This is a genomic window from Streptomyces sp. NPDC031426 (assembly GCF_055581585.1).
The window spans coordinates 130,105-144,153 of the sequence record NZ_JBVIJE010000017.1; the positions used below are offsets into that span (position 1 = coordinate 130,105).

Below are 14,049 nucleotides of genomic sequence, written 5' to 3' on the forward strand. Positions count from 1 at the left end.
CGGCGGCGCGACACTCCGTTGGTCGTGCGTGGATGCCGTACAGGGAGGACCGGCCGGATGAGGACGACCCGGCTGGGGCGCAGCGCGGTGAAGGTCACGGAACTGGCTTCGGCGGCGGTCCCCTCGGCGGCCTCTTCGTGCCGCTCGACGACGACACCGCCGAGAACACGCCGACGGCCGCCTGGAGTTGTGGCATCCGCTACTTCGACATGTCACCCTGCTACGGCATCGGGCACTTCGAGGACGCGCTGCGCGAGGGGTATCCGGCGCCGGCGGAGCTGCGTGCGCAGGGGTGGGCGCCGTCAGGGCCCGCATGTACCGCCCACAACACGCTCGACGACCTGCTGTCGGCCTGCGTCTCACGCGGGGTGTCCGTCCTCGCCGCCTCGATCTTCCACTCCGGCCTGCTCGCCACACCCGTCCCGCCCGGGAGCGTCCTTCGACCATGCCCCGCCCTCACCGGGGTCCTGCGGCAGGCACGGAAGATCGCTGGCGTGTGCGAGGCACATGGTGTGACGCTCTCCCATGTGGCGATGGCATTCCCTGGTCGCGGCAGGTCTCCTCGACGATCGGGCGTCGATGCGGGGATGAGTGCCGGGTGACACACCGTTCGCATTCGGCTTTCGGCGGCTATGGCTCTTCGTTCGCACCACGGACGTGGCCTGCGGACACATGGGCGGGCATCGGCTCGCGGACCATGAACACATCCACCGGGTCCTCGGTCTCGACCTCGAATCCGTGCCGCTCGTAGAGCCGTCGGGCCCGGCTGCCCCGGAGCACGTTCAACCGGATCCGGGTGCCGTCGCGGTCGCAACACTCCGACAGAAGCCGGAGCACGGCCGATCCGATGCCCCGGCCCTGCAGGCTCGGGTCCAGGTAGAAATGCTCCAGCCAGTGCGCGTCGTCCGCCGGCCGCAGCGCCACGCATCCGGCCAGGACTCCGCCCGTCTCGATCACCCAGGTGTGCTCCGGTGCGAACCCGTCCCGCAGCCGCTGCCGCACCCGGTACTCGTCGTACCGCCCGAGACGCTCCAGGTCCGCTCTGAGCACCACGGCCCGCAGCGCGGCCACCGCCTCGACGTCCGCCGCCGATGCGGGACGCATCTCCCAGTCCGCCATGATCGCGATGCTAGCGCGGCGGAATTCGGGCCGGCTCCGGGGACCACCGGTCGGCCGCGTCCAGCCATGGGAAGTGTCGCGCCGGGTGGCTCCCGGGGGACACGTTGGGCGACAGGGATGGCACAGGGGTGCGACGGCACACGGAAGAACGGCACATCGAGGCGCAACGCACAGGGTTCACTCAGTGGAAACCCGCCGGACCATCCGTATCATCCATGTGTCGGGGGACCCGCAGGACAACTCCCGCTCCCCGCCTGCCGCAACCGCGGGCGACGGAGCGCACCAGAGTCACGATTGGAGCCACAGATGCCTGAGCCCACCGCCCCCGTCACCGAGTTGACCTCCCAGTACGTCAGCCAGGTGACCAACGACCTCGAGCACAACGTCAAGGAGCAGGAACGCATCACCGCCGAAATCTCGGCGCTTCAGGAGCAGTTGGCCGCCCTGCAGCACGACCAGACGATCCTGGTGAACATGCGACAGGCACTCGGTGTCGCCACCCCGGTGAGCACACCCGCCCCGGCCGAGGGCGCCGTGGTGCCCGCCCCGCGCACGAAGTCCGGCACCGAGTCCGGGACGCGCCGATCGCCGAAGAAGGCGGTTCCGGAGCAGTCCGGGAGCAAGAAGCAGCCCGCCAAGAAGCCTGCGGCGACGAAGTCCTCGGCGAAGAAGGCGACCGCCCAGTCGGCCCAGCTCACCCTCATCGAACTGGTCCGCCGCCACCTTGCCGAACAGCAGGAGCCCCGCTCCGCGGCGGAGGTCACCGAGGCGCTCGACAAGGCACATCCCGAGCGGGAGATCCAGACCAAGGTCATCCGCACCACTCTGGAGAACCTAGTGGCCCGCAACTCCGCCCAGCGCACCAAGCAGGGCTCGTCCGTCTTCTACACCCTCACCCCCGCGTCCGATTCGGCGGCGTCGAACCCGGATGAGTCCCGGCCTGACGCGGCCGAATGAGCCGTGGCGACATCGCCCCGTCCCCCATCGACAAGTGTCAACGGGGTCCGGACGGGGCGATTCAGCGCATCTGACTCTCCCGCTCCGCCCAGCGCACGGTTGTTCGCTCGAATTGACGATGAATCAGAAAGTGGTACCACGACTCACAAACCGGCCGTGGCCCTCTGCCGGGTCTGGTCGAACTCGGTCACCGGATCGCCGCCGGTCTGCCAGGGCCACGCGGTGACGACACCACCGATCTGCTCGAAGACGGAGCCCGCCTCGGCGCGCCGGTCCGCGGCGACCAGGGCGTAGGCGAGGAGGTTGAGGTCGGCAAGCGCCTTGGCATGGCGCAGAAACCCCGGCTGGGTCCACGTGTGCGCCGCCCGGTCGAGGGCCTGTGTGGCCATGAGCTGGGACCAGTGGTTCCGGGCGACCAGCGCCTCCAGCCCGCCGCGGTCGAGGATGGCGTGGTACTGGTGGACCTGGGCGGTGAGTTCGGTCGCCACGCACGGCGCGTTGGCGGGCATGCGGGCGCGCAGGGTGTCCACGAACTCCAGGACCTGGATGCGCGATCCGGCCTCGTCCGGGCTGAGGTAGGCCAGCATGTTCAGATACGCCTCGCGGTTCCAGCGATCGCGTGCGAGCACCTCGTTCCACAGCCCGAAAACCTGCGACTGCTCCCGGCGGTCCAGGCGGGCCACGGCGAGGAGGGCCACCCAGGGAGTGGGGTCCTCCGGGGCGAGTTCGGCGGCGCGCAGACAGACATCGACCGCGCCGGCGGGGTCCTCCAGGTACCCCTGTGCGCGGGCCTGCGCGACCTGGGTCCAGGCCTGCAGGACGAGTGCGTCCACATTGCGGGGCTCGCGCGTGACCCACGACCGCGGCAGATGCGATCCGACGAGGTACCCCGCGAGTACGTCCATACGATGCGTCCGGCGGTCCCAGTCGCCGGGGTCCTGCCCCAGGAGGCGGGACATCTGCGCCACACACAGTTCGGTGGTCGCGATGGTGCCGGTCCTAGTGGTCGCCACAAGTGACTTCAGCAGCTTGCCCAGGTCCTGGTCATCGAGCTCGGGAGCAAGGCGGGCCCTTCTGCGGCGACTGGAAAGAAATGCCATGTGCGGAGGCTAGGGCGGATCCGTGGGCGCGCAAGGTCTCGGCCGAGATCGTTATGGTTTTACACGTACAACTTGCCCATATTCCCGTCCATGCCCGAGATACAGCCGCTCCGTCCGGCTCACGCCCCCGCGTTGTGCCCCTTCGAGCAGCAGAACCGGGCCTACTTCGCCGCGTCCGTCCCCGACCGGGGTGGCGACTACTTCGCCCGGTTCGACGAGCGGCTCCGTGCCCTGCTCGCCGAGGAGGAGGCCGGTCTCGGCTTCTTCCATGTGCTGGTGGACGAAGGGAGCGAGGTGCTGGGCCGCATTCAATCTCGTGGACGTCGCGGATGGCGGCGCCGACCTCGGGTACCGGATCGCAGAACGTGCCGCGGGCCGGGGGATCGCCACCTGGGCGGTGCGGGAGATCTGCCACCTGGCCGCCCACCGCTACGGGCTGACGGCCCTGCGTGCCGCGACCACCTCGACAATGCGGCATCGCGGGCCGTACTCGCCCGTTCTGGGTTCGCCGTCGTCGGCGAGACCCGGCTCTCCGGCCGCCCCGGTCTGTCGTATCTCCGCAGTCTGTCGGACTTCACCGCCCGGCCGGACGCAACGGCGGGCTAGGCCTGTGCGGAGTCGTGATCAATGAGTGGGTCGGAGGCGGGCGCATCGGAGCCCCACCGCGGGTTCCGGTGACCGTCGCCCGGCGCCCATGATGTGGCCATGAAGATTCCCGACCGACGGATCGAACTGTTCACCGGCACCGGCAGCGAGCACCGGTTCACGGGCCCCGCGACCGGTGACGAGCGAAGCGTGCTCGTGGCCGTGCTGGACGCCCAGCGCGCCACCTTGAAGCTGAAGTGCTCCGGGCTGGGGCCGGAGTTGGCCCTGCGGTCCGTGTCCCCCTCCTCGCTCTCCCTGCTCGGCCTCGTCCGGCACCTGGCCGACGTGGAACGCCGCTGGTTCCGGGCCGTGCTCGCCGGGCACGACGTCGAACTGCGCTTCTCCTCCACGGACGTGCCCGAGGGCGACTTCGACGGCGCCGCCCAGGACCCCGAGGTCGTCGCGGAGTCCTGGGCGGCCTGGCGGGCCGAAGTCGCCTTCGCGGAGGCGTTCGTCGCCGAGGCCTCGCACCTCGACATCGAGGGCCACGACCCCTGGCGCGGCACGGTCTCGCTGCGCTGGGTGCTCATCCACATGATCGAGGAGTACGCGCGTCACAACGGACACGCCGACCTGATCCGCGAACGGATCGACGGCGCGGTCGGCGTGTGACTCCCGGCGGCTGTGCCGCCCCCGCTACAGCGCAGATCAGCCTGGCCGGAAACACTCTTCGGACGCTTCGCCGGCGTGCAGTGGTACGGCGAAGAAGGCCGGCGCCGCGCAGGCCGCCACGCCCGCTGCGGTTGCCAGTGTGCCGGGAAGGGACCAGGTCGCCAGGGGGCCTGCGATCGCCGCGCCCATGGCGAAGGCGGTGATCTTCAGGCTGGCGCCGGTGGTGAAGATCTGGCCGCGCAGACGGTCCGGAGCCTCCCGGTGGCGTATCGCGAACAGGGCGGTGAGCTGCGGCCCTTCACCGATCCCGGCCAGCAGCAGGGCCACGACGAGCACGGCCGGGCGGCCTGTCGCCGCCAAGGCGAACGCGCCGGCCTGGATCAGGGCGCCGGCCCAGATGACCGGGTCGGGCGCGACGTGCTGCGGGAATCGTGCGATTACGGCGTTGGCCACCAGGGCCGAGACGGCCGCACAGGACAGCAGCAGCGCGCCGCGCCCCGCCGCGCCGAGGACTCGTTCTCCCAGCAGCGGCACGCAGGCCGTCAGCATGCCCTGCGCGGCACAGCACACGACCGAGGCCAGGGTCGCCCGCGCCAGCCGGGGATTGCCCACGATGACCCGCGTTCCGGCGGCGAGGTCACCGATCAGCGCACCGGGCTGCCGCTCCCGCACCCGCGCGGAAGGCGCCGGCAGGGTCCACGCCGCCGGTGCCGCCGAACCGATGAGCGCCGCGGACACCACGACGGCCGTCGGCGCCCCCAGCACCTCGGCCAGGCCACCGGCGAGGACCGGACCGGACAGGCTCGCCACGCCGAAGGTCATGGCATCGAGCGCGTTGGCCCGTGGCAGCCGGTCCGCTGCCGCCACCCTCGGCAGCTGACCCGTCCAGCCGCCCGACAGTGCCGGCCCCAGCAGGCCGGTCAGGACGGCGATCAGCACGGTGACGGCGAACGGGAGCCTGCCGAGCCCCACGAGGATCACCCCCACGCCGGTGGCGTAGAAGGCGAGCGCGGCGGCCAGCAGCCGTCCCGGCCGCCGTTGCCTGTCGAGCACCGCGCCCAGCACGGGGCCGCCTGCGGCCGCCGCGGCCGTGATGCCCGCGAGCAACGCCGCCGCTTCGGAGGCCGAGCCGGCGACCGCGTATCCCGCCAGCATCAGCGCCGGTCCCGACATCTCGTCCCCGACGCGGGCCATCGTCGCCCCCGCGAAATACCTGGTCAGCACGTAACGCCTGGTCACCCGAGCGACGTTACGGAGGTAACTCAAAACTCCGCAATATGCGTTACAGTGCGCTGGTGTCCCCCAGCAACGGCACCGACGGCGAATGGTCCGCCCGGCACTCCGTCCTGACCATGGCCCGCCGCACCGCCGCTCTCGTCAACGCCCTCGCCGAGGACCGCCCCCACCCGGGCCATGTGGCGGAGGTGCTGCTCGCCTACGGCGAGACGGGCCCCGTGCACCTCACCTCCCGGGATGTCGCGCAGATGCGGGAGGCCGCGGACCGGCTGCGAGAGGTCTTCGCCGCCGAGGGCGCCGACGAGGCCGCCGCCGTCCTCAATCGACTGCTCGGCGAACACACCGGGCCGCTCCGACTCACCTCACACGGTGGCGACACGCCCTGGCATCCCCACCTCGATCGCGACGACGACGCTCCCTGGGGTGAGTGGCTCCTCGCCTCGTCCTGCCTGGCCCTGACCGTACTCGTCTGGGACCGCCAACTCCCGCCCGGAAGGATCTGTGCGTCGGTCGCCTGCCGGAACGTCTTCGTCACCCAGGGCCCCGGCCCCCAACGCCGCTACTGCTCCCGGCGCTGCGCGACCCGCGAACGGGTCGCGGCCCACCGCAGCGCGCGAAGGAGCCGCACCAACTCGCCGCGGCTGCACACCACCTGAGGCGCGGACACCACGGCCCGACGGCTAGGAGCCGCTGCCCTCGCACATCGACCAGACCTCCCGGAGCAGGGCCGGGTAGTCCTCGCCGTACGTGGCGATGCCCGCGTACACCGCGTCGAGGGCCGCCCGCAGCGGGTCGGGATCCGCGGCGCCGAGCAGTGCGGGGACGGCCATGTGCGGCTGTGAGACGGGCAGCGACGGTCTCGGCTCGCCGATCGTGACGCACACGGTGTACTGCGTCGCTCCCGTGGGCTCGGGTACCGGCCATTCGGACGGCGTCGGTGCCGTCGCCCGGTCGGCCGCGGGACCGTGCGCCGTGGGCTCGGACTCGGGAATCGGCAAGGACACCTCGGCCCAGTCCGGCGCCGGTGCTTCGAACGGCGGGCGCTCGGGCGGCACGGCCTGGCCGACGGTCCGGTCCGGGACCCTCGGGTCGCCTTCGAGGGCCCGCCACACCTGGTCCCCGTCGTCCAGCGGCGGTGGCAGCGGCCGGCCCTCGGCGACGGCGGTGAGTCCCGCGGCGATCCAGTCCAGCTCCACGAGCCCCGCCGCCTCGCCCGCGCGGCGCGCGGCCAGCAGGGCCACCGCCCGCTGTGTGACGGGGCCCGCCGCGTCCATGGCGTGCACGAGCGCAGTGTCGAAGGCGAGCAGGCCGCGCACGTTTCCGCCGACGGCGCGCAGCGCCGGGCTCGGTGAGCGCCCGCCCCACTCCCAGCGTTCGTAGGCAAGTTCACGTTCTCTGTCCGCCTGTTCTTGCTTGAGGCGGGCCTGGCGCAGCGCCTCGGCGCGTTCGGCCGGTGTGGGAGGCGGCGGCAGCCGACGGGCGTAGTCGTGCCAGTACGCCGCCATCTTCGAGGTCTGCCGCAGGACACGGTCCGGCGCGGGTGGTGCGGGCCAGAACTGCAGGAGATAGCGGTCCAGTTGCGGCTCGTCGTCGAGTCGGGTGTCCTCCTCGTGTGCCGCGTCCACGCCCTTGGCGCTGTAGCGGACCCGGTAGTCGGTCTCCTCCAGGTCCAGCTCCCAGGAGCCCTCGCCTCCCCACAGCACGAGCGCGGTACTGTCCGAGACCCGCCGGAAGGACACCTCCACGACGTCCTCCCAGTCCGGGTCCAACGGCGGGGCCTCGTCGTGCACTTCGACGGTGAAGCCGACGTGACCCGTATGCAGTCCGGTCGTCAGCCACAAGGTCCCGGGAATCGCCGCGCCGCACAGCCCGGAACCCTGGCCTGCGAACGCCTCGGCGAGGTCCGGGCCGTAACTCTTCGGATCGCTCTCGACGTAGAGCTGGCCGTAGTGGACGTGGACTTCTCCTTCGACCGGCCTGCGCACCACCATCACCCCCATCGCCTCCGGGAACGGTCATGCTCGGCACACTACGACGCGCCACTGACAACGCCGTTCTTCCTCAGGTCGAGGTCCGTTCGCCGCCAGCCTTCCTCTCGCCTCGCCGGTGAGATGGAGGCATGACTTCACAGGCACCCCTTGGCGGTAAGAAGGCCCTGGTCACCGGCGGCAGCCGGGGCATCGGTGCGGCGGCGGCACTGCGCCTGGCGCGGCAGGGCGCGGATGTGGCCGTGACCTATGTGCACGGGAAGGAAGCGGCGGAGGACGTGGTGCGGGCCGTCGAGGCCCTGGGGCGGCGGGCGGTGGCCCTGCGCGCCGACGCCGCGGACGCGGAGGAGGCGGCGGGCGCGGTGGAACGTGCGGCCGAGGCACTCGGAGGCCTGGACATCCTGGTGAACAACGCGGCCGTCGGGCTGATGCAGCCGCTGGAAAGCCTGACCCTCGCCGACGTGGACCGCCTGATCGCCGTGAACATCCGCGGGATGTTCCTGGCCGCCCAGGCCGCTGCCGCGCTCATGGCGTCCGGCAGCCGGATCATCACCGTCGGCAGCTGTATCACCCATCACGCGCCGGGCCCCGGCGCCACCCTGTACGCGATGAGCAAGTCGGCCGTCGTCGGGCTGACAAAGGCACTGGCCCGCGAGCTGGGCGAGCGCGGGATCACGGCGAACGTGGTACATCCGGGCCCGACCGACACCGACATGAACCCCGCCGGCGGTCCCTTCGCGTCCGCTCAGGCGGCCATGACTGCCCTCGGCCGCTTCGGCACAGCCGAGGAGGTGGCCTCCGCCGTGGCCTATCTGGCGGGGCCGGAGGCGGTGTACGTGACCGGAGCGGAGCTCTCCGTGGACGGCGGGTACGCGGCGTGAGCGAGCGGGGCGCGCCGTGCTCCCGAGCCCCGGGGCACCCCGTTCTGAACCGCCGGACCGGTCATGTCTGGCGCAGTCGGCGTACGTCGTCCTCGTGCCACTTCCTGGTGTCGCGCGGCTGGGTGTAGGGCTCGGCCCCCGGCGGATGCCCGCCGGCGACGGCCCGCTGGCGCACGATCTCCGCGTCGAACTCCAGGCCGAGCAGGATCGCCAGATTGCTGATCCAGAGCCAGACCAGGAAGACGATCACGCCGGCCATGGTGCCGTAGGTCTTGTTGTAGGAGGCGAAGTTCGCGACGTAGACGGCGAACCCGGCGGAAGCGATCATCCAGATCGCCAGGGCGAGGACGCTGCCCGGGGTGATCCACCTGAAGCCCTTGGTCCTGGCGTTCGGGGTCGCCCGGTACAGGATCGCGATCATCACCGTGACCAGCAGGACCAGCACCGGCCACTTCGCGATCGACCACACCGTCAGGGCCGTGTCGCCGAGCCCCAGCGCCCGACCCGCGTAGCGGGCCAGGCCGCCGGTGAGGGCGACCATCAGCGCGCCGGCCACGGCGAGCACCATCAGCATGACAGTGACGCCGATCCGCAGCGGCAGGATCTTCCACACCGGGCGGCCCTCCGGCATGTCGTAGACGGCGTTGGCGGCCCGGATGAAGGCGGCCACGTACCCGGAGGCCGACCAGACCGCCAGTACGACGCCGACGACGGCCATGACCGATCCGGTGCCGGCGTTGTTCTGCAGCTGCTCCACGGACCTGATGACGATGTCCCGGGCGGAGCCGGGCGCGAGGTGCCGGAGATCGGCCAGCACCTTGCCGGTGACCGACCTGCCGGCGATGCCCAGCAGTGACACCAGGACCAGCAGCGCCGGGAAGAGGGCGAGGACCCCGTAGTAGGTCAGGGCGGCGGCCCGGTCGGTCAGCTCGTCGTCCTGGAACTCGCGCAGGGAGCCCTTCAGCACCGCACCCCAGGCCCGCTTGGGCAGTTGCGCCGATGTGTCGGGCGCGGCCCGCTCGATCCGTGGATCGGGTCCGGCGTCCTGCGGCGCCGGCACACGCGGCCCCGGTGCGTCGTCGCTGTGGCGGTGGCTGCGCCCGGCAGGATGCGGCTTCGGCATGCGGGCCGGGTAACCCGGGCTCGCGGTTCCAAGCAGGTGTGCCCGTCGGATCCGGCCGTGCATCCCGCGGTGGGCTGGGTACTGGGACCGAGAAGTCCCACGTATGAGCGGGCGCGCCTGAGACGGCACGGGTGCCGTGGACACGGGCGCAGCGGTGAAACGGCACCGAAGTGGAGGTGACGATGATGAGGTACGACGAGTTCCTCGCCCGTGTGCGCGAGCGCGGCGAGTACGCCAGCCAGGATGAGGCGGCGCAGGTCACGGAGGCCGTGCTGAGTGTGCTGGCGCAGCGGATCAGCCCTGGGGAGATCGACGACCTCGCCTCCCAGCTGCCCGGGCCGCTGGGCCCGAATCTGGCCGACGCGAAGCAGCCCCGGCCGGAGCGGTTCGGGGTCGAGGAGTTCCACCGCCGGGTCGCCGAGCGGATCGGGAGCAGGCCGCGTACGGCCCAGTGGGACGCCGGCGCGGTCCTGACCACGGTCGCCGACAGCGTCAGCGGAGGAGAGCTGAACCAGGTCTTCAGCCAGCTCCCGTCGAGCTACGCCGCCATGTTCGGCAGGACGGACCTGGCGGACTGAGCCCGGCACCCTGTGCCGGCATCGGGGCGTGCCTCCTGATTGACCGCGCCGGCGGCGTGGGATTTGATGTGGCGCATGCCGGGTGAAGCACAGACGGGTGGAGCACAGCACGGGGCCGATCCGGTCATGGCCTTCGCCACGCAGCAGGCGTGGGAGATGTGGCTGGAGGAGCATCACACCGATGTGCCGGGCATCTGGCTGAAGATCCCGAAGGCAGACTCCGGGCTCGACGGCGTCGGCTACGCGGAGGCGCTGGAGGCGGCGCTCTGCTTCGGCTGGATCGACGGGCAGAAGAAGAAGCTGGACGAGCGGCACTGGCTGCAGCGCTTCACCCCGCGGCGGCCGGGCAGCAAGTGGTCGAAGGTGAACCGGGAGAAGGCCACCGAACTCACGGAGCGGGGCCGGATGCGACCGGCCGGCCTGCGGGAAGTGGAGAAGGCCAAGGCCGACGGCCGCTGGGAGGCGGCGTACGAGGGTCAGCGCACGGCGACGGTGCCCGAGGACCTCCGGGCGGCTCTGGAGGCCTGTCCTCCGGCCCGGGACTTCTTCGCGACGCTGGACAGCCACAACCGGTACGCGATCCTCTACCGCGTCCAGGACGCCAAGAAGCCGCAGACGCGGGCGGCGCGCATCGAGAAGTTCGTCGCCATGCTCGCCGCGCAGCAGAAGCTCCACCTCTGATCCCGCGCCTCGGGCCCCCATCGCTTCCGATCCGCGCGGTACCGAAGAGGCGACGCACGGACCGCACTTGGAGGCGCGTCAGCGTGGTGTCAGCCGGTTCCGGCACCGTTGTCCATGTGAACGGCGGAGCGGGCGACCGCGCAGCCGGGAGCGAGGAGAGGTGCCCGGAGTGGTTGATCGGGGACCGGTGAGCGTTGGCTCGAGGTCGGATCCGTAGGGTCCACGCAGGTTCGAATCCTGCCCTCTCCGCACTGCCGAGGCCCTGGGCCTACGCCCGCCCCGTACAACCTGCGCGGTATCCGGGAGGCACTCCGCCCGTCGGCTGGCGTCACACGGTGGCCCTCAGGTGGCGGACGCGTGGCCCAGGGCGCCCAGTCCCGCGGCCACCACGACGTCCGTCACTCCGTCCATCGGGTGTCGCGGTTGGCCATCAGGGTGGAGGTCACCGCGCCGATCGCGGACACCACCCGCACCCGCCGCTCCTGGGCCTGTGCGAGGCGTTCGAGGATCTCGGGGTCGCGGGTGAGCCAGAAGGCGCCCACGATGAGCGCGCCCGTGCCCGGCCACTCCTCGATCATTTCGACGAGCGCGTTGAACAGGGCCGCGTCGCGCCGCTTTCCGACCGGGAGTCCGGCGGCCGCGGCGGCGACGCGCGTGATGTGTTCCTCGGTGCGGGCGACGACGGCGGCCTGGATGCGTTCCTTGGACCCGAAACACTTGAGGACGGCGGCCTTCGAGTAGCCGGCGGCGTCGGCGATGACCTGGACGGGCCCCTGGGCGAATCCGTGCCGGGCAGACACGAAGGCGGCCCACGTCGAGCAGTGCGCGGTCGATTTCCTCGCTCGTGAGCTTCAGATGGGGGCTCAGCGTGCCCGCGATCACCGCCGTGGCCGTGGTCGTCCAGAGCGTCCTCGCCCTGCTCGGCGGCCTGGGCATGGTGGTCAACCTCTTCCTGTTCATCGTCCTCTCGGTCCCGAGCGCCGGCGGTACGGCCCCGCTGGAGGCCACTCCGTCCGTCGTCCGCTTCCTCGGCACCTTCGAGCCGCTGCACCAGATCTACGTCGGCGTCCGCTCGGTGCTGTACTTCGGCGCCGTCTGGGACGCGGGCCTCGGTCGCGCGGTGACCGCCGCCGCGGCAGCTCTTGTCCTCGGCCTCGGGGCCGGCCTACTCGGCACCCTCGCCTACGACCGCAAGGGCCTGGCGCGGCGCCTCGGCACACCTGCCACAGAGCTGCCCGGGACGGCCGGAGCCGCGTGACCGCCGCCCCGGCCGGCATCTGCGAACACCGCCCGAGTCGGCTCCGGCCGGCGCCACCGTCCCCCAGGCGGTGCCGCCGGCCGTCCTCATGTGTCAGCGAGCGGCCCGCACCCCCAGGTGGCGCAGTGCGGCCGCCGCGGCTCCGGCGCCGCACATGCCGTGCGCGCCGGCACCGGGCGGGGTCGCCGCCGAGCACAGGAACACACCCGGCAGGCCGGTCGAGTACGGCTCGGTGGTCGGGCGAGGGCCCAGGAGAAGCTGAGGGTTCGTACTGGCCCCGGTGATGATGTCGCCGCCGGCGAAGTTGGGATTGGCGGCGGCGAACCCGGCGGGCGGGGTGACCCGGCGGCCCACGATGCGGTCGCGGACTCCGGGGGCGAACCGCTCCAGCTGACGGAGTATCGCCTCGGTCGCGTCCCCGTCGTAGCCGTACGGGACATGGGCGTAGGAGTAGACGGGGTGGACGTCGCCCACCGATCGGGCGGGGTCCGCCAGGTACTGCTGGCCGACCAGCACGAAGGGGCGTTCCGGCAGGCGGCCGGCCACCACGGCCCGCTCCGCGTCGGCCACCTCGGCGAGCGGGCCGCCGAGGTGTACGGTGCCTGCCCGGCGTGCGTGCTCGTTGGTCCAGGGCACGCCCCCTTCGACGGCCAGGTCGAGCTTGAAGACGGCGGGGGCCCGCCGGAACCGCCGGTAGGCACGGCGCACCCGGGCCGGGAGCCGGTCGCCGTAGAGGGCGACGACCTGGCCGGGGTCGAGGTCGAGGAGGGTCACATCGGCGGGTGGCAGCTGCCGGTGGTCGGTGACACGCACGCCGGTGTGGACGATGCCCCCGTGCAGGCGCAGCACGCGTTCCATGCTGCGGGCGATGGACTGTGAGCCGCCTTCGGCCACGGCCCAGCCGGCGGCATGGCCCGCGGTGAGGATGCCGAGCCCGATGGCCGAGGTGAACGGCTGCGACAGCGGGCGGAAGGCGTGTGCCGCGACGCCCGCCCACAGGGCCCGCGCCCGCGGGGTGGTGAAGAGGCGGGCGAGGAGGGAGGCGGGAAGGGTGGTCGGCAGGCCGAAGCGGGCGAGCAGCAGCGGGTGCGAGGGGATGCGCAGCAGGGGGCCCATCACATCCTGTGCCAGGGCGTCCCAGTGTCGCACCGGGGTGGTGAGGAGCGCGCGATACCGGTCACCGTCCGGGCCGAGCATGCGGGCGGTGTCCGGCACGGAACGCAGCAGGACCCCGGCACTGCCGTCGTCCAACGGGTGCACGCAGTCGACGTCCGGCAACAGCCAGCGCAGCCCGTGCCGTTCGAGGCCGAGTGCGCGCAGCGCCGGGGAGCTGACGGTCATGGGATGGATGGCCGAGCAGTGGTCGTGCACGAGTCCCGGCAGGATCGCCTCGTGGCTGCGGGTGCCGCCGCCGACCTCGTCCGTCGCTTCCAGGAGCGTGACCTGCAGTCCCGCCTTGGCGAGGAGGGCAGCGGCGGCGAGGCCATTGGGCCCGCCGCCGACCACCACGGCGGAGGTCATCTGGCGTACCTCGACGTGGTCGCGGCCGTGGGGGCGGGCGGTGCCGTCGTCATCCTCATACGCCTGAGTCTGGCATCAGTCCCAGGCGTCCGAGGTCGTCAGGACTGGGGCCGCTTGCCGTGATTGGCGCGATGGTTGCGCCGCGACTTCTTCTTACGGCGTCGCTTCGAGGACATCGATGCCTCCTGGAAGGAGAGGGAAACCGGTGAAGAAAACACCTGGAAACACCGTATATCGGGATACTCGGGGCCTCCACCGCAGCCGCCGCCCCCGACCGCCACTGCATGGCGGCACTGCCCCCGGGCTCTCGTTGATACGATGCGAAAAATGTCCGACTCGTGAATGTTCTC

At 71.8% G+C, this 14,049-nt stretch carries 16 protein-coding genes and 2 pseudogenes; 10 read left to right on the forward strand and 8 right to left on the reverse strand.

Annotated elements, in window-relative coordinates:
* Positions 1-32 precede the first annotated feature (32 nt).
* Positions 33-602 (forward strand): aldo-keto reductase family protein, encoded by a 570-nt coding sequence (locus ACZ5NH_RS30360; RefSeq protein WP_468779675.1) that lies wholly within the window; start codon positions 33-35, stop codon positions 600-602.
* Between the two features lie 28 nt (positions 603-630).
* Here the strand turns inward: ACZ5NH_RS30360 and ACZ5NH_RS30365 are convergent, their stop codons facing one another.
* Complete coding sequence (locus ACZ5NH_RS30365; protein WP_468779677.1) at positions 631-1,119, reverse strand: GNAT family N-acetyltransferase; 489 nt, start codon at positions 1,117-1,119, stop codon at positions 631-633.
* Between the two features lie 306 nt (positions 1,120-1,425).
* Between ACZ5NH_RS30365 and ACZ5NH_RS30370 the strand changes: the two genes are divergently transcribed.
* On the forward strand, positions 1,426-2,076 hold the full coding sequence (locus ACZ5NH_RS30370) for a hypothetical protein (protein ID WP_468779679.1): 651 nt from the start codon (positions 1,426-1,428) through the stop codon (positions 2,074-2,076).
* A gap of 143 nt (positions 2,077-2,219) precedes the next feature.
* Here the strand turns inward: ACZ5NH_RS30370 and ACZ5NH_RS30375 are convergent, their stop codons facing one another.
* Positions 2,220-3,176, reverse strand: coding sequence for a tetratricopeptide repeat protein (locus ACZ5NH_RS30375; protein WP_388631506.1), 957 nt, complete (start codon positions 3,174-3,176; stop codon positions 2,220-2,222).
* Between the two features lie 90 nt (positions 3,177-3,266).
* Between ACZ5NH_RS30375 and ACZ5NH_RS30380 the strand changes: the two are divergent.
* Both ACZ5NH_RS30380 and ACZ5NH_RS30385 read left to right on the forward strand, forming a co-directional pair.
* Positions 3,267-3,782, forward strand: a pseudogene (locus tag ACZ5NH_RS30380) (GNAT family N-acetyltransferase).
* Between the two features lie 99 nt (positions 3,783-3,881).
* Positions 3,882-4,433, forward strand: coding sequence for a mycothiol transferase (locus tag ACZ5NH_RS30385; protein ID WP_451555680.1), 552 nt, complete (start codon positions 3,882-3,884; stop codon positions 4,431-4,433).
* A gap of 36 nt (positions 4,434-4,469) precedes the next feature.
* Here ACZ5NH_RS30385 and ACZ5NH_RS30390 read toward each other — a convergent pair whose 3' ends face one another.
* Positions 4,470-5,672, reverse strand: coding sequence for an MFS transporter (locus ACZ5NH_RS30390; RefSeq protein ID WP_468779682.1), 1,203 nt, complete (start codon positions 5,670-5,672; stop codon positions 4,470-4,472).
* 113 nt (positions 5,673-5,785) lie between these two features.
* Here ACZ5NH_RS30390 and ACZ5NH_RS30395 point away from each other — a divergent pair, with 113 nt between their 5' ends.
* Positions 5,786-6,325, forward strand: a complete 540-nt coding sequence (locus ACZ5NH_RS30395) for a CGNR zinc finger domain-containing protein (RefSeq protein WP_468779753.1) — start codon at positions 5,786-5,788, stop codon at positions 6,323-6,325.
* Positions 6,326-6,349: 24 nt separating this feature from the next.
* Here ACZ5NH_RS30395 and ACZ5NH_RS30400 read toward each other — a convergent pair whose 3' ends face one another.
* Entirely contained in the window at positions 6,350-7,660 is a 1,311-nt protein-coding gene (locus ACZ5NH_RS30400) for a hypothetical protein (RefSeq protein WP_468779684.1), read from the reverse strand.
* Between the two features lie 128 nt (positions 7,661-7,788).
* Between ACZ5NH_RS30400 and ACZ5NH_RS30405 the strand changes: the two genes are divergently transcribed.
* A complete protein-coding gene (locus ACZ5NH_RS30405; protein ID WP_468779686.1) occupies positions 7,789-8,538 on the forward strand; it encodes an SDR family oxidoreductase in 750 nt (249 codons plus the stop codon).
* Positions 8,539-8,599: 61 nt separating this feature from the next.
* Here ACZ5NH_RS30405 and ACZ5NH_RS30410 read toward each other — a convergent pair whose 3' ends face one another.
* Positions 8,600-9,661 (reverse strand): YihY/virulence factor BrkB family protein, encoded by a 1,062-nt coding sequence (locus ACZ5NH_RS30410; RefSeq protein ID WP_468779688.1) that lies wholly within the window; start codon positions 9,659-9,661, stop codon positions 8,600-8,602.
* A gap of 185 nt (positions 9,662-9,846) precedes the next feature.
* On the opposite strand from ACZ5NH_RS30410, the gene ACZ5NH_RS30415 reads away from it, so the two are divergent.
* The 3 genes and pseudogenes from ACZ5NH_RS30415 (at position 9,847) to ACZ5NH_RS30425 (ending at position 11,169) form a co-directional block, all read left to right on the forward strand.
* Positions 9,847-10,239, forward strand: coding sequence for a DUF2267 domain-containing protein (locus tag ACZ5NH_RS30415; RefSeq protein WP_468779755.1), 393 nt, complete (start codon positions 9,847-9,849; stop codon positions 10,237-10,239).
* A 126-nt stretch (positions 10,240-10,365) separates the two neighbouring features.
* A complete protein-coding gene (locus ACZ5NH_RS30420; protein ID WP_468779690.1) occupies positions 10,366-10,920 on the forward strand; it encodes a YdeI/OmpD-associated family protein in 555 nt (184 codons plus the stop codon).
* 154 nt (positions 10,921-11,074) lie between these two features.
* Positions 11,075-11,169 (forward strand): annotated as a pseudogene (locus ACZ5NH_RS30425).
* A gap of 149 nt (positions 11,170-11,318) precedes the next feature.
* Here ACZ5NH_RS30425 and ACZ5NH_RS30430 read toward each other — a convergent pair.
* On the reverse strand, positions 11,319-11,720 hold the full coding sequence (locus ACZ5NH_RS30430) for a TetR/AcrR family transcriptional regulator (protein WP_468779692.1): 402 nt from the start codon (positions 11,718-11,720) through the stop codon (positions 11,319-11,321).
* 68 nt (positions 11,721-11,788) lie between these two features.
* On the opposite strand from ACZ5NH_RS30430, the gene ACZ5NH_RS30435 reads away from it, so the two are divergent.
* Positions 11,789-12,178, forward strand: coding sequence for a hypothetical protein (locus tag ACZ5NH_RS30435; RefSeq protein ID WP_468779694.1), 390 nt, complete (start codon positions 11,789-11,791; stop codon positions 12,176-12,178).
* A gap of 93 nt (positions 12,179-12,271) precedes the next feature.
* On the opposite strand, the gene ACZ5NH_RS30440 is transcribed toward ACZ5NH_RS30435, so the two are convergent.
* The gene (locus ACZ5NH_RS30440) at positions 12,272-13,699 is read right to left on the reverse strand and encodes a phytoene desaturase family protein (protein WP_468779696.1); all 1,428 of its coding nucleotides are present in this window, start codon (positions 13,697-13,699) and stop codon (positions 12,272-12,274) included.
* A 98-nt stretch (positions 13,700-13,797) separates the two neighbouring features.
* Positions 13,798-13,875, reverse strand: a complete 78-nt coding sequence (locus tag ACZ5NH_RS30445) for a 50S ribosomal protein bL37 (protein WP_468370288.1) — start codon at positions 13,873-13,875, stop codon at positions 13,798-13,800.
* Between the last annotated feature and the right edge of the window lie 174 nt (positions 13,876-14,049).

Bases quoted from the DNA above. Each gene is read 5' to 3' on its own strand.
- ACZ5NH_RS30420 (WP_468779690.1), top strand. From the start codon at position 10,366: ATGGCCTTCGCCACGCAGCAGGCGTGGGAGATGTGGCTGGAGGAGCAT.
- ACZ5NH_RS30395 (WP_468779753.1), top strand. From the start codon at position 5,786: ATGGCCCGCCGCACCGCCGCTCTCGTCAACGCCCTCGCCGAGGACCGC.
- ACZ5NH_RS30375 (WP_388631506.1), bottom strand. From the start codon at position 3,176: ATGGCATTTCTTTCCAGTCGCCGCAGAAGGGCCCGCCTTGCTCCCGAG.
- ACZ5NH_RS30405 (WP_468779686.1), top strand. From the start codon at position 7,789: ATGACTTCACAGGCACCCCTTGGCGGTAAGAAGGCCCTGGTCACCGGC.
- ACZ5NH_RS30445 (WP_468370288.1), bottom strand. From the start codon at position 13,875: ATGTCCTCGAAGCGACGCCGTAAGAAGAAGTCGCGGCGCAACCATCGC.
- ACZ5NH_RS30360 (WP_468779675.1), top strand. From the start codon at position 33: ATGCCGTACAGGGAGGACCGGCCGGATGAGGACGACCCGGCTGGGGCG.
- ACZ5NH_RS30440 (WP_468779696.1), bottom strand. From the start codon at position 13,699: ATGACCTCCGCCGTGGTGGTCGGCGGCGGGCCCAATGGCCTCGCCGCC.
- ACZ5NH_RS30415 (WP_468779755.1), top strand. From the start codon at position 9,847: ATGAGGTACGACGAGTTCCTCGCCCGTGTGCGCGAGCGCGGCGAGTAC.
- ACZ5NH_RS30400 (WP_468779684.1), bottom strand. From the start codon at position 7,660: ATGGTGGTGCGCAGGCCGGTCGAAGGAGAAGTCCACGTCCACTACGGC.
- ACZ5NH_RS30410 (WP_468779688.1), bottom strand. From the start codon at position 9,661: ATGCCGAAGCCGCATCCTGCCGGGCGCAGCCACCGCCACAGCGACGAC.
- ACZ5NH_RS30385 (WP_451555680.1), top strand. From the start codon at position 3,882: ATGAAGATTCCCGACCGACGGATCGAACTGTTCACCGGCACCGGCAGC.
- ACZ5NH_RS30370 (WP_468779679.1), top strand. From the start codon at position 1,426: ATGCCTGAGCCCACCGCCCCCGTCACCGAGTTGACCTCCCAGTACGTC.
- ACZ5NH_RS30365 (WP_468779677.1), bottom strand. From the start codon at position 1,119: ATGGCGGACTGGGAGATGCGTCCCGCATCGGCGGCGGACGTCGAGGCG.